This window comes from Corallibacter sp., from assembly GCF_048381695.1.
In the GTDB taxonomy this organism is placed as follows: domain Bacteria; phylum Bacteroidota; class Bacteroidia; order Flavobacteriales; family Flavobacteriaceae; genus Corallibacter; species Corallibacter vietnamensis.
Genome location: NZ_JBLXHI010000001.1, coordinates 492,756 through 506,457, shown reverse-complemented (window position 1 = coordinate 506,457; position 13,702 = coordinate 492,756). Strand labels below are relative to the sequence as shown.

Genomic DNA, 13,702 nt, shown 5'->3' with positions numbered 1-13,702 from the left:
AAATCGTATAATAACCATTAAAAAAATGAAACGCAGACACTTTATAAAAAACGCTTCACTTACTGGAGTTGGATTAACTGTTGGTTCATCAATAATTGCATGTGCTCAAGAGAATTCAAAAACCGAAAAAACTTCAGTTGTTGCAACCCCAAAAGCATCACTTCCATTAGTTATTGCTACTTGGAATGTACCTAATGCTACTTCAAAAGCTTGGGAAACTCTAAAAAATGGAGGTTCTGCATTAGATGCCGTTGAAAAAGGTTGTATGATTGAAGAAGCTGATGTCAATAATACTTCTGTAGGAAAAGGTGGTTTACCAGATCGTGATGGTCACGTAACGTTAGATGCTTGCATTATGGACAAGCATGGTAATTGTGGTTCAGTAGTATATCTTGAAAATATTGTACATGCTGTTTCAGTAGCTCGTAAAGTTATGGAAGAGACACCTCATGTTATGCTTGCTGGAAAAGGCGCTGAACAATATGCCTATGAATTAGGAATGCCAAAAGACAACTTGCTAACGGAATCATCAAAAAAAGCTTGGGAGGAATGGAAAGTAAAAAGCGAGTACAAACCTATTATTAATATTGAAAATCACGATACTATTGGTATGCTTGCTATTGATGAAAATGGCGATATTTCTGGTGCCTGTACAACAAGTGGTCTTGCTTATAAAATGGCTGGTCGTGTTGGTGATAGCCCAATAATTGGTTCTGGTTTATTTGTAGACAACGAAATTGGTGCTTGTGTAGCTACTGGATTGGGTGAAGAAGTTGTAAAAACAGTTGGTAGCTTTCTGGTGGTTGAACTGATGCGCCAAGGCAAATCGCCGCAAGAAGCTTGTGAAGAAGCTATAAATCGTATTGTTAGTAAACCGAATAGTAATTACAAGGATTTTCAGGTTGGGTACATTGCTGTAAACAAACAAGGAGAAACAGGAAGTTATTCTATTCATAACGGTTTTAGTATGACGAAATTTCAAAATGGAGAGAATACCAATCAAACATCTAATCATTTTATTAAAACAGAATAAGCATTTTATCTATAAAAGTGATACAGTCATCTAAAAAAAATAAATATATTACTGATTATTAATAACTTAAAAAACTAAAATGCACTTTATCGATGTTTTATGTTTTAACTCCCAAATCATCAAATAATCCTGCATTACATCTATTTTTTTATACCATAACTAGCTTTGCTTTGTTTCTTTGTTTCGGATTTAAAAAACACTATGTCCGTCATGAAAAATTTAGTTACAATAATAGCTTTCTTAACAGTTTCTTTTAGTGCGTTTTCTCAAGAAAAAGCAAACGAGACTACTGCTGTTATTAATGTTGATACAACAACTGTAATTAAAGAAATTAAATCTTTAAACAAAGACATAGTATTAAGTAATACAACAAAGAAAAAGTTATTGATTCAAAATAACTTTGATAAATCTGCTTTCTTATTCAGAGGTAAAAAATCAAGAAGAGAAAAAATCTGCTAATTAAAACCACTTTAAGGTTATATCCACAATTTTTTGTTTTAATGTCGTATAAGGTGGGAATAGAAACTCAACAGAACCTTTATTATGTTGTTTCATAACAGAACGCATATTAGAAAATTCTTGAAAACCAAAATAACCATGACTCTTACCTATACCACTATTATTACTACCGCCAAATGGCAAATTATGATTTGAGTATTGCACAACATTATTATTAATACATGAGGTTCCAGCTCTCGTATTACTAATAACTTTATCAATAGTTCTTTTATGTTTACTGTAAATATATAGTGCTAGTGGTTTTTCTTTTGTGTTAATATAAGTAATAACCTCATCTATATTGTCATAGATTTTTATTGGTAGAATTGGCCCAAAAATCTCTTCTTGCAATAACAAAGAATCTTCAGGTAGGTTAGACACAACTGTTGGAGCAATGTAGCAGTCGTCTTGTTTAGTTTGCCCTCCTATTTCAATAGTAGCACTAAGCCTTTTGGCGTCCTGTAAGTAACTTACCAAGCGATTAAAATGTTTTTTATTTACAATCCTTGAATAAGAATCAGACGTTTCTGCATTGGTTGAATAAAACTTTTGTAATTGATTTCTAATTTCTGCTATAAAAACATCTTTTATAGATGCTTTTATAAATACATAATCAGGCGCAATGCACGTTTGTCCATTGTTTACAAACTTTCCCCAAACAAGCCTTTTTACTGCTGTTTTTAAGTCAATAGTATCATCTATAATTGCAGGAGATTTACCTCCTAACTCTAATGTAACTGATGCTAAATGATTAGAAGCAGCTTTCATAACAACTTTACCAACTTGCGGAGATCCTGTAAAAAATATATGATTAAAAGGTAGTTCTAGCAATGCTTGAGATGTTTTAACACCGCCTTCAATTAAAGCAACTTCATTTTCTGAAAATAATTCAGAAATAATTGCCTTCATTACTTTGGAAATATGAGGCGTCATTTCAGACGGTTTAATAATGACTGTATTTCCTGCTGCAATAGCTGACACCAAAGGTCCAAAGGTTAAATTTAAAGGAAAATTCCAAGGAGAAATAATTAAACAAACACCTTTTGGCTCATATATGTACCAAGAAGACGAACCAAGTAACGCCAAAGGTGTTTCTACTTTTTGTCGTTTCATCCATGATTTCAATTGCTGCTTGGCAAACTTAATATCGCCAATTACTGGATATATTTCAGTTAAATCGGTTTCTGTGTATGGTTTCTTAAAATCAGCATAAATAGCCTCTCTTATAGCATCTTTATGGGTATTCTCAATGGCATTTTTTAGAGCGTTAAGTTTATTAATTCGCTCTTTATAGCTTGCTTTTGCTACCGCAAACTGGTTGCTTTTTTGAGAATTAAACACATTATAAAAAGGATTACCGATGTAACTCATATTCGTGAATGCTGATTTTTGTAAAAAAATAAAACTAAATTTAAGAAATCTGATTGGGATTGTCTTAATCCTCTTTTGATTAATTACCAAAAGTGCAATTAATCATAACTTTATTTTAAAAAACTGTATATTAACTATCTCAAAATCGGATCATTATTGAAAAATATTTTTTACGTATTCTCTATTTTTTTTGTTTACTTCTACAGTAGCAACTCTTTCAGCTTACAAACACATCAAAACAAAAAATCCTATAAAAATACAGTACAGGATTATATTGATACTGCTTGGAGTTTAACATTAGAAGAGAATGACAGTGCATTGGTATTTGCAAAAAGAGCTCAAAAACTTTCTAAAGAAAACAACTACTATTTAGGTGAAGCCATAGCCCTTGAAAGTCAAGGACTTTATCATGAAATTGTTACAGGAAATTATGACTTGGCTAGTAAGTTTTATTTTGAAGGTATTGCTATTTGTGAAAAACACAATCTCACTTACGCATCATCTATTTATCACTCGCTAGGAGTAATGTTTCATACTTCAGACAACTACAACAAAGCCCTAGAGTACTATAATACGGCTTACGAAAAAGCTAAAAAAGACAAAGACTCTATTCTTCAAAAAAAATGCCTCATTAATATAGGATCTGTGTATTCGTCGCTTCAAAACTTTGAAGAAGCGAAATTAACAATGTTTAAAAGTTTGAAAATTAATAAAAATAACGAGCTTAATTATAACATTTATGCCAACTTAGGCAACCTATTTATAAGACAAGAGCAGTACAAAGAGGCAATACCTTATCTGGAAAAAGCAGTTGAGATTCATCCTGATAATATTGATTCTGAAAAGAACTTAATGTATCTCATTGAGGCCAAAGCCGCGCTTCGAGATTCAACTGGCATGTACCAAAAAGTAAACCGTGCCATTACTGAAGCCAATAATATTACTGCTTTAAGAGCTAAAGGAAATTTGTATGATGCGCTTTCAAAATATTTTTACGCTTTTGAAGATTACAAAACAGCTATAGATTATCAAAAAAAGTACCACAGTATTTATGTTGAAACTAAAGAAAAACAACGTGATCAAACCGTATATGATCTAGAGACAAGTTACCAAACCGAAAAAAAAGAACGTGAGCTTCAGCAAAAAAAAGCTAACGAAAAACTATTAGTTATCGTACTTGCCTTCCTAGGGATTTTACTTTTACTACTGTCTTTTTTCTATTTCAAAAACCGAAAAAAAAATCAACAACTCGCCAAGCAAAAATTACTTTTAGAAAATGCCCTAGAGGATAAAAATGTACTTTTTAAAGAAATTCATCATCGTGTAAAAAACAATCTTCAGGTTATTTCATCTTTATTAAGCTTACAACAACGCCAAATAACAGACCCTAAAGCATCACAAGCCATACAAGAAGGTAGAAATCGAGTTAAAGCTATGGCACTTATACATCAAAACCTGTATCAGGATACTAATTTAATAGGTGTTAAAACTGATGACTATATTCAAAAGCTTGCTAATAGTTTAATTAAAAACTACAGAGTCAATGATAAAGACATTCAACTAAATCTAAATGTAGAACCTATAAAACTTGATATTGACACAATTATTCCGCTAGGTCTTGTCATCAATGAACTTATTAGTAACGCTTTAAAATATGCCTTTAAAGGTCATAATTCTGGAACAATCTCTATTGATTTAAAGGAAGATAAAAATCAACTTAACCTCACTATAACTGATAATGGAATTGGGTTACCCAATGATTTTTCAATTGAAGATTCTTCAAGTTTAGGCTTTAAACTTATTAAGGCTTTTAGTGATAAAATTGAAGCAACTTTAAATATAGATTCATCAGAAAAAGGCACATCTATAAGCATTCAAATCCCTAATATAAAAACCCATTAAAAATGAGTAGTGTAAAAGTGCTTATTGTAGAAGACGATCCTTTTATTGCTGAAGATATTAGAGAAGCTTTAACTAGTGTAAACTATAACATTGCTGCCATAGCCCATAATAAGAGAAAAGCTATTGAAGCTCTAAAAAACACACAACCTAATATTATACTACTCGATATCAACCTTGGAGACAATCTTGATGGAATACTGATTGCCGAAATTATTAATCGTGATTACCAAATTCCATTTTTATACCTAACCTCTTACTCTAACAAAGAAATCATAGACAAGGTAAAACACACACTACCAATGGGCTATATTGTAAAACCTTTTGATGAAACCGATTTATTTACCGCTATTGAAATTGCTATTTCTAACTATACTAAAATTAACAAACCTAAATCACTCTCAATTAAACTAATAAACAAGACCATTAATGACACACTTACCCAAAAAGAGTTTGATATTTTAATAGATATATACCATGGCAAGACCAACAATCAAATGGCAGAACAGCATTTTGTAAGTATTAACACCATTAAATCTCACATCAAAAATATTTACGAAAAAATGAATGTCCACTCCCGTTCTGAAGTGCTAATTAAAATACGAGAAGCCATAAAATATTAAAAACCACCCAAATAGGTGGTGTTTGGTTTTTATATAGATACTAGTTTTATACCTCAACTAAAAAGTTATAGTTTTTTACCTATTTCTTTCCCTAAATTAAATATGTATGAAACTTTTAAAGTCTTGTATTTTATTCGTTTTGATTAGCCAGTACACCATTGCTCAAATTGGTATTGGCAATACCAATCCTAATGCTCAATTAGATATTTCTGCTGGTACAATAGCTTCAGAAAAAGACGGATTACTCATCCCTAGGCTAGATGAATACCCAACTGGCGTTGGTGCTAACCAAAACGGTATGTTGGTATTTATTACTGGCAATGGTGCACCAACAAAAGGGTTTTACTATTGGGATAATGATGCCATGAATTGGATCTCTTTTGGCGCAAGTAACGTTGAAAAAATTGACGACCTCATTGATGGGAAATCTGACTCGACAGGTTCTTCAGTGTTTTTGGGTTTTGGTGCAGGAAGTAATGATGATGGGAGCAACAATCAAAATGTAGGTATAGGTTTTGAAGCCCTTAATAACAACACTGATGGTTTTTGGAATATTGGCATAGGCTATGGTTCATTATATACAAACACCTCGGGAGATGGAAATATAGCAATGGGCTGGTTGAGTTTAAGAAACAATACGTTAGGATTTGCAAACTTAGCTTTAGGCCATCAATCATTGAACTTAAACACTACAGGAGATTACAATACTGCCATAGGCACCTATGCACTTCTGAAAAATGAAAATGGAAGCTTAAATTTAGCTGTTGGATCGTATTCTTCAGCTGAAAACACTTCTGGAAGCTATAACACTATAATTGGAAATGATGCAGGCCGATTTAGCTATGGAAGCTCTAATGTTTTTTTGGGTTATAGATCTGGATACTATGAAACAGGAAATAACAAGTTATACATAGAAAATAATGCTGCTGATTCTGACAGCGCACTAATTTATGGCGAATTTGACAATAACATATTAAGAACCAACAGTGAATTTCAAATAAGGAATCCTTCATCTAACGGATATGCTTTTCCTTTAATTGATGGTACATCTAACCAAGTATTAAGTACTGATGGTAACGGACAACTTACCTTTGTTAATATCAATTCACTTTTTACTGATAACGACAATCAAACCATTGATAATTTTAACCTTAACGGCACGACACTAGAGCTTTCTATAGAAAATGACGGAGAAGTTGACCAAACCGTTGATCTTTCTTCTTTAAACACGGACAACCAAACGATTGATAATTTTAACCTTAATGGTACTACTTTAGAAATTTCGTTAGAAAACGATGGAGAAACTAACCAAACAGTAGATTTATCTAGTTTGCAAAGTCCAAATATATCCAACTTCTCATTAGCTAGAATTACTTTAAGTGCAAATCAAACAATCTCTAATACAGGTTACACCAAACTAAATTTTGGAAATATTGACTTTGACATCAACGCTGATTTCGATACTATCAATGATGAGTTTATTGCACCTACAAATGGATATTATAGAGTAAATACCGTTTGTAGAACTTATGGAGTTTCTAGTGGCACTTACTTATATGGATTAGCCATTTATGTAAACGGAACAAGAGTAAGGCTTAAGCGATATAATCAAACAGGTACAGCAAACTTTGTAAGAACACTAGATAATGTTTTAGCTTTAAATGCAGGAGACACTTTAGATGTCAGGTTTTACAATGTCTCACCAAGCATATCCATAACATCAGGAAGTCAAGAAACCGCATTAGTAATAGAACGTATTAGGTAAGTAGTTTTTATAAGGGAACTTACTTTTATTTCAGAAAGCCACTGTAGGGAGTGGCTTTCTTTTTTATTGAATTACATTTAACACAATAAATGTTCATTAAAATTAATTTTAGCAACACAATACTTTATTTCAAAGTTTAAGTTTTGTAGTTTTATAGACTTCAAAATTCAAACTCATGTCAGACCAAAAACGTCTTTTCCTAGTCGATGCTTACGCCTTAATTTTCCGTGGGTATTACGCCTTTATTAAAAATCCAAGAATCAACTCAAAAGGCATCGATACGTCGGCCATCATGGGTTTTATGAACTCACTTTTAGATGTTATAAAACGTGAGCGTCCAGACCATTTAGCTGTATGTTTTGATAAAGGTGGAAGTACAGATCGCGTGGAAATGTTTGAGGCTTACAAAGCCAATCGCGATGAAACGCCCGAAGCCATAAAAGTTGCCGTACCATACATTCAAGAGATTTTAAAAGCGATGCATATTCCTATTATGGTGAAGGAAGGCTATGAAGCCGACGACGTTATAGGAACCTTATCAAAACAAGCTGAAAAACAAGGTTACCAAACCTTTATGGTAACGCCTGATAAGGATTTTGCGCAGTTAGTATCTGAAAACATTTTTATGTACCGACCAAAATCGTTTGGTGGTGGTTACGAAACTTGGGGCATTCCTGAAGTACAGAAAAAGTTTGAAGTTGAAGACCCGTTACAGGTGATTGATTTCTTAGGAATGATGGGTGATGCGAGTGACAACATCCCAGGTTTACCTGGTGTTGGTGAGAAAACTGCGAAAAAATTCTTGAAAGCCTACGGAAGTATGGAAGGTTTATTTGAAAATATCCACGAGCTGAAAGGGAAAATGAAGGAGAAGGTAGAAGCTAATCAAGAATTAGGTTTACTATCGAAAAAACTAGCTACAATAATGCTTGATGTTCCTGTGGAATTTGATGAAAAAGATTTTGAAATGTGCGATCCGGACATTGAAGCGGTTAAAACCATTTTTCAAGATTTAGAGTTTAGACGACTTACTGAAAACTTCTTAAAAACTTTTGCTACGGAAGACACTCAAGTAACTGCTGAAACAACATCGAAAACAGAGGAAAAAGCAAAACCAAAAACAACCTCAACGGCTGGTGCAGGACAATTTTCTCTATTTGGTGGCGATGTTAATGAAACAGATACTGAAACAAGTTCAGCATCGCATACCCGAAAAACCGCAGAAAACACAAGCCATTTTTACCAAAGCGTCGCTTCTGGTATGGCAACAAACCTCTTCATTAAAAATTTAATGAATCAAACTTCGGTGTGTTTTGATACCGAAACTACAGGTTTAAATCCGTTAACTGCCGAATTGGTTGGTATTGCATTTTCTTGGGAAACTGGTAAAGGTTTCTATTTACCGTTTCCTGAAAACAAAGAGGAAGCACAAGAATTAATTGAAGAATTACGTCCGTTTTTTGAAGCTGAAAACATTCAGAAAATCGGTCAGAATTTAAAATACGATATCAAGGTTTTAGCTAAATACAATATTGAAGTCAAAGGACCTTTATTTGATACCATGTTAGCGCACTATTTGATTAATCCCGACATGCGCCACAACATGGATGTGCTATCAGAAACCTATTTAAACTACTCGCCTATTTCCATTGAAACCTTGATTGGTAAAAAAGGAAAGAATCAGTTATCTATGCGCGATGTGCCTTTAGATAAACAAACGGAATATGCTGTAGAAGATGCCGATATCACACTTCAACTTAAAGAACATTTTGAAAAAGAATTAGGCGAAGCTAACACACAAAAATTGTTTGATGAGATTGAAATTCCGCTACTGCGCGTTTTAGCGGCTATGGAATTGGAAGGTATTAATTTAGACAAAGACTTTTTAGCATCACTTGCAGAGCAACTAAACAACGACATTGCCACACTTGAAAAGCGCATTTATGAAGCTGCTGGCGAAGAATTCAACATTGCATCACCTAAACAATTGGGTGTTATTTTATTTGAAAAAATGAAGTTGGTTGACAAACCTAAAAAGACCAAAACTGGGCAATATTCTACTGCAGAAGACGTATTGAGTTATTTGGCTAAAGACCACGAAATCATTCAAAATATTCTTGATTTTAGAGGTTTAAGCAAACTTAAAAGCACTTATGTTGATGCGTTACCGCTTCAGGTTGAAGAAGCCACAGGAAGAGTACACACCGATTATATGCAAACCGTTGCAGCTACTGGTCGTTTAAGTAGTAACAACCCGAACTTACAAAATATTCCTATTCGTACCGAGCGCGGTCGTCAAGTGCGAAAGGCGTTTATTCCGCGAAGCGAAGATTATACCCTTTTAGCTGCCGATTATTCTCAAATTGAACTGCGCATTATCGCAGCCTTAAGCGAAGAAGAAACCATGATTGAAGCCTTTAAAAACGGTGAAGATATTCACGCTTCGACTGCTGCAAAAGTGTTTAATGTGGCTATTGAAGACGTCACGCGTGAACAACGTAGCAACGCCAAAACTGTAAACTTTGGTATTATTTATGGTGTTTCTGCTTTCGGATTAAGCAATCAAACTAACTTGTCTCGTAGTGAAGCCAAAGAGTTAATTGACACGTATTACGAAACCTATCCGAAGCTAAAAAATTACATCAGTAAGCAAGTCGATTTTGCACGCGACCATGGCTATGTGCAAACCGTTTTAGGCCGTCGCAGATATTTAAAAGACATCAATTCTAGAAACGCTGTGGTGCGTGGTGCTGCCGAACGTAATGCGGTAAATGCGCCAATTCAAGGTAGTGCTGCCGACATTATTAAACTCGCTATGATTGCCATTTACAACAAACTTGAAGCTGGCAATTACAAAACAAAAATGCTACTGCAAGTACACGATGAATTGGTTTTCGACGTTTATAAACCAGAACTGGAAACCATTTCAACTTTAATTAAAACCGAAATGGAAAACGCTTATAAACTTGCTGTACCGTTAGATGTTGAGTTGGATACGGGTAACAACTGGCTTGAGGCGCATTAATTTTTTAATCTTTTTATAATTTGAAAATAGACAAGTTTGTTCTTGCTATTATAATTGTTGTTATAACAGCATATGTGTATCCTTATTTGGGTGCTGGCGAAAGCGCAAAAGTTTTAAACACGCTGAGCAGTATTGGTATTTCACTCATCTTTTTTTTCTACGGATTAAAATTAAGCCCAGAACAGATAAAATTAGGCTTAAAAAACTGGAAATTACATGTGCTTATTCAAAGTACAACGTTTATTGTTTTTCCTTTAATTGTGCTGGCAGTGCATCCTTTTATTTCTTCCGATAATAAATCGTTGTGGTTAGCTTTTCTATTTTTGGCTGCTTTACCTTCAACCGTTTCGTCATCAGTAGTCATGGTTTCTATTGCAAAAGGTAACATTCCTGCAGCAATTTTTAATGCGAGTATTTCGGGATTAATTGGAGTTGTACTCACACCACTTTGGATTGGTTTTTTTATGACTTCTACCAATACCGATTATAGTTTAATCGATGTTTATCAAAAATTGTTTTTGGAAATTTTAGCGCCTGTTATTCTTGGTTTGTTATTACGACGATTTTTAGGTGCTTTTGCTTTAAAACACAGTAAAAAAATAACGCTGTTTGATAAAAGCGTGATTTTATTAATTATCTATAAAAGCTTTTCAAAATCCTTTTTAGATCGCATTTTTGACAACTTAAGCATTATCAACTTAATTGGCGTTTTTTTACTGGCTGTTGTATTATTTTGGCTCGTGTATTTCTTAATCGGATTCATAAGTAAGAAACTTAATTTCACTATTGAAGATCGCATTACTGCTCAATTTTGCGGCACCAAAAAATCGTTAGTTCATGGTACGGTTTTTTCGAAAATACTATTTCAAAATGCTTCTTTTTTAGGTGTTATTTTACTACCAATTATGATGTTTCACGCATTTCAAATTGTAGCTATCAGCGTGATTGCTTCAAAACATTCCAAACGGAATTAAGCACTAATTAAACACTCATTACATGTACCTGTTAAAACACAGTTTACATGCTCTACATGATAATTTTCAGGCAAAGAAAAATGAACAGGAACTGGTAAACATTCAATAGTATCACAAGACTCACAACGGAAATGAAAATGATGCTGTGGCTTTTTATCATCATCACATTTAACACACAAAGCAAAATATTGTTTACCATCATCGGCTACAATTCTATGTAAAATACCATCTTCACAAAAGCGATTTAACACTCTATAAATAGTAGCTCTATTTATGTCTAAATCTATTTTTTTTTCAATAGCATCTTGACTCATCGCTTTTTTTGAGGCCGTTAAAACCGATAGTACAGCTTCTTTTGATGGCGTATTTCGTCTTTTCATAATTATTTCTTTGCGACTTTGTTGCAATAATACAAAAAGCTTCTATATTTGCAAAAAACACTATTGCGATTATGTCGCATTTAAAAAAATCAATTATGGAAGAAAAATTTGAAGTAATTATTATAGGAGGAAGTTATGCTGGTCTATCAGCTGCAATGGCTTTGGGGCGTTCATTAAGAAAAGTCTTAATCATTGATAGTGGTTTACCTTGTAATAGACAAACACCACATTCTCATAACTTTATAACACAAGATGGTGTAAAACCAAGTATTATTTCTTCAATTGCTAAAAAACAGGTACTCGAATACAAAACTGTTGAATACTTAAACGATAAAGCTATAAAAACCAAGAAGATTGATAAAACTTACAAGGTTGACACCGAATCAGGAAAAACATTTAGCGCTCAAAAAATAGTATTTGCCACAGGTATTAAAGACAACTTGCCAAAAATTAAAGGGTTTTCTGAATGTTGGGGAATATCAGTTGTTCACTGTCCTTATTGTCATGGTTATGAACTAAGAGGAAAAAATACTGCTATAATAGCAAATGATGAAAAAGCAATTCATTTGGCTTCTTTAGTTAATAACCTTACAAGCAAAATCACCATTTGTACAAATGGTAAAGCGACCTTTAACACAGAACAAAAAATCCAATTAGCGCGTCATGATATAAATATTGTTGAGAAACAAATTACTGAAATCATGCATAAAAATGGGTCTATTGAAAAAATAGTATTTAAAGACAATAATACAATGGAATTTGAAGCAGTATATGGCGCTGTTCCTTTTACACAGCATAGCAATATACCAGAGTCATTAGGCTGCAAATTAACAGAGCAAGGATATATAGATGTTGATATGTTTGGAAAGACATCAGAAGAAAACATTTATGCATGTGGAGACAACAGCTCTCCTATGCGATCTGTAGCAAATGCTGTATCAAAAGGAAATTTTGTTGGAGCTTTTATAAATATGGAGCTCACAAAAGAGCAATTCTAACATCAATTAATTTAATTGGTAAAACTTAAGAGACTTCTAAACAATAAAAAAAAACAAATAAAAAGTAAGCAGCAACCTATAGACTTTAATCACAAGTAAGACGTGATCAATTAAATATCAAATAATTAATTGATAAAAACGCTATCAAAAAAAGTAGAATAAAAGATATTAACAAACTTATCAAAAATAAGTTAACTCACTATTTGGTAATCAAATATATAATCGTAAATTTGCAAACTCTTTTTAAGAGAGGAATGTTTAATTAGAAAAATTAATAAGTGTGGACACATTAAGCTACAAAACGATTTCAGCAAACAAAGCTACTGTAAATAAAGAGTGGGTTTTAGTTGATGCTGAAGGTCAAACGCTAGGGCGTCTTGCTTCAAAAGTTGCAAAACTTTTAAGAGGTAAGCACAAGCCTAACTTCACACCACATGTTGATTGTGGAGATAACGTAATTGTTATCAATTCTGAAAAAATCAACTTAACAGGAAACAAGTGGAATGACAAAACTTACATTCGTCACACAGGTTATCCAGGTGGTCAAAGAAGTTTATCTGCTACTGAAATGTTTGGAAAAGATCCAGCAAGATTAGTAGAAAAATCAGTAAAAGGAATGTTACCTAAAAACAAATTAGGTGCAGATTTATTCCGTAATCTAACTGTTGTTGTTGGTACAGAGCACGCTCATGAAGCTCAAAAGCCAAAAACAATTAACTTAAACGAATTCAATTAATGGAAGTAATTCACAAAATTGGCCGTAGAAAGACGGCTGTTGCTCGTGTGTATGTTGCCCCAGGAAAAGGGAACATGACCGTGAACAAAAAAGACATGGCTGTTTATTTTCCTACTGCTACCTTGCAGTACAAAGTAAACCAACCTTTAGCTATGACTAACAATGATGGCAACTTTGATATTACAGTAAATGTATATGGAGGTGGTATCACCGGTCAAGCAGAAGCAATCCGTTTAGCATTATCTCGCGCTATGTGTGAAGTTGATGCTGAAAACAGATTAATTCTAAAACCAGAAGGTTTATTAACTAGAGACCCAAGAATGGTTGAGCGTAAGAAATTCGGTCAGAAGAAAGCTCGTAAGAAATTTCAGTTCTCTAAACGTTAATACTCAAAACTTGG

At 33.4% G+C, this 13,702-nt stretch carries 12 protein-coding genes; 10 read left to right on the top strand and 2 right to left on the bottom strand.

The window, feature by feature from the left end; translation table 11 throughout:
- Window positions 1-25 precede the first annotated feature (25 nt).
- Together ACN5J3_RS02390 and ACN5J3_RS02385 are read left to right on the top strand one after the other, a co-directional pair.
- Complete coding sequence (locus ACN5J3_RS02390) at window positions 26-1,033, top strand: isoaspartyl peptidase/L-asparaginase family protein (protein WP_418510641.1); 1,008 nt, start codon at window positions 26-28, stop codon at window positions 1,031-1,033.
- A gap of 210 nt (window positions 1,034-1,243) precedes the next feature.
- Complete coding sequence (locus tag ACN5J3_RS02385; RefSeq protein WP_418510640.1) at window positions 1,244-1,492, top strand: hypothetical protein; 249 nt, start codon at window positions 1,244-1,246, stop codon at window positions 1,490-1,492.
- Here ACN5J3_RS02385 and ACN5J3_RS02380 read toward each other — a convergent pair whose 3' ends face one another.
- Window positions 1,493-2,902: an aldehyde dehydrogenase family protein gene (locus tag ACN5J3_RS02380; RefSeq protein ID WP_418510639.1), complete on the bottom strand. Its 1,410-nt coding sequence runs from the start codon at window positions 2,900-2,902 to the stop codon at window positions 1,493-1,495.
- Window positions 2,903-3,058: 156 nt separating this feature from the next.
- Here ACN5J3_RS02380 and ACN5J3_RS02375 point away from each other — a divergent pair, with 156 nt between their 5' ends.
- From ACN5J3_RS02375 to ACN5J3_RS02355, 5 genes are all read left to right on the top strand, one after another.
- On the top strand, window positions 3,059-4,804 hold the full coding sequence (locus ACN5J3_RS02375) for a histidine kinase dimerization/phosphoacceptor domain -containing protein (RefSeq protein ID WP_418510638.1): 1,746 nt from the start codon (window positions 3,059-3,061) through the stop codon (window positions 4,802-4,804).
- Window positions 4,805-4,806: 2 nt separating this feature from the next.
- Entirely contained in the window at window positions 4,807-5,424 is a 618-nt protein-coding gene (locus tag ACN5J3_RS02370) for a response regulator transcription factor (RefSeq protein WP_418510637.1), read from the top strand.
- 106 nt (window positions 5,425-5,530) lie between these two features.
- Window positions 5,531-7,189: a hypothetical protein gene (locus tag ACN5J3_RS02365; protein ID WP_418510636.1), complete on the top strand. Its 1,659-nt coding sequence runs from the start codon at window positions 5,531-5,533 to the stop codon at window positions 7,187-7,189.
- A 175-nt stretch (window positions 7,190-7,364) separates the two neighbouring features.
- Window positions 7,365-10,214 carry a DNA polymerase I gene (gene polA, locus ACN5J3_RS02360; RefSeq protein ID WP_418510635.1) on the top strand — a complete coding sequence of 950 codons (2,850 nt, stop codon included), beginning with the start codon at window positions 7,365-7,367 and terminating at the stop codon, window positions 10,212-10,214.
- Window positions 10,215-10,234: 20 nt separating this feature from the next.
- Complete coding sequence (locus ACN5J3_RS02355) at window positions 10,235-11,188, top strand: bile acid:sodium symporter family protein (protein ID WP_418510634.1); 954 nt, start codon at window positions 10,235-10,237, stop codon at window positions 11,186-11,188.
- Here ACN5J3_RS02355 and ACN5J3_RS02350 read toward each other — a convergent pair.
- A complete protein-coding gene (locus ACN5J3_RS02350) occupies window positions 11,185-11,568 on the bottom strand; it encodes a Fur family transcriptional regulator (protein WP_418510633.1) in 384 nt (127 codons plus the stop codon). The genes ACN5J3_RS02355 and ACN5J3_RS02350 overlap by 4 nt on opposite strands.
- 95 nt (window positions 11,569-11,663) lie before the next feature.
- Between ACN5J3_RS02350 and ACN5J3_RS02345 the strand changes: the two genes are divergently transcribed.
- The 3 genes from ACN5J3_RS02345 to rpsI all read left to right on the top strand — a co-directional run bounded on the left by ACN5J3_RS02345 (window position 11,664) and on the right by rpsI (window position 13,688).
- Window positions 11,664-12,566: an NAD(P)/FAD-dependent oxidoreductase gene (locus ACN5J3_RS02345; protein WP_418510632.1), complete on the top strand. Its 903-nt coding sequence runs from the start codon at window positions 11,664-11,666 to the stop codon at window positions 12,564-12,566.
- Window positions 12,567-12,846: 280 nt separating this feature from the next.
- Window positions 12,847-13,302 (top strand): 50S ribosomal protein L13, encoded by a 456-nt coding sequence (gene rplM / locus ACN5J3_RS02340; protein ID WP_344727659.1) that lies wholly within the window; start codon window positions 12,847-12,849, stop codon window positions 13,300-13,302.
- Window positions 13,302-13,688, top strand: coding sequence for a 30S ribosomal protein S9 (gene rpsI / locus ACN5J3_RS02335; RefSeq protein WP_418510631.1), 387 nt, complete (start codon window positions 13,302-13,304; stop codon window positions 13,686-13,688). Before rplM ends, rpsI begins: the two co-directional genes overlap by 1 nt.
- Window positions 13,689-13,702: the final 14 nt, after the last annotated feature.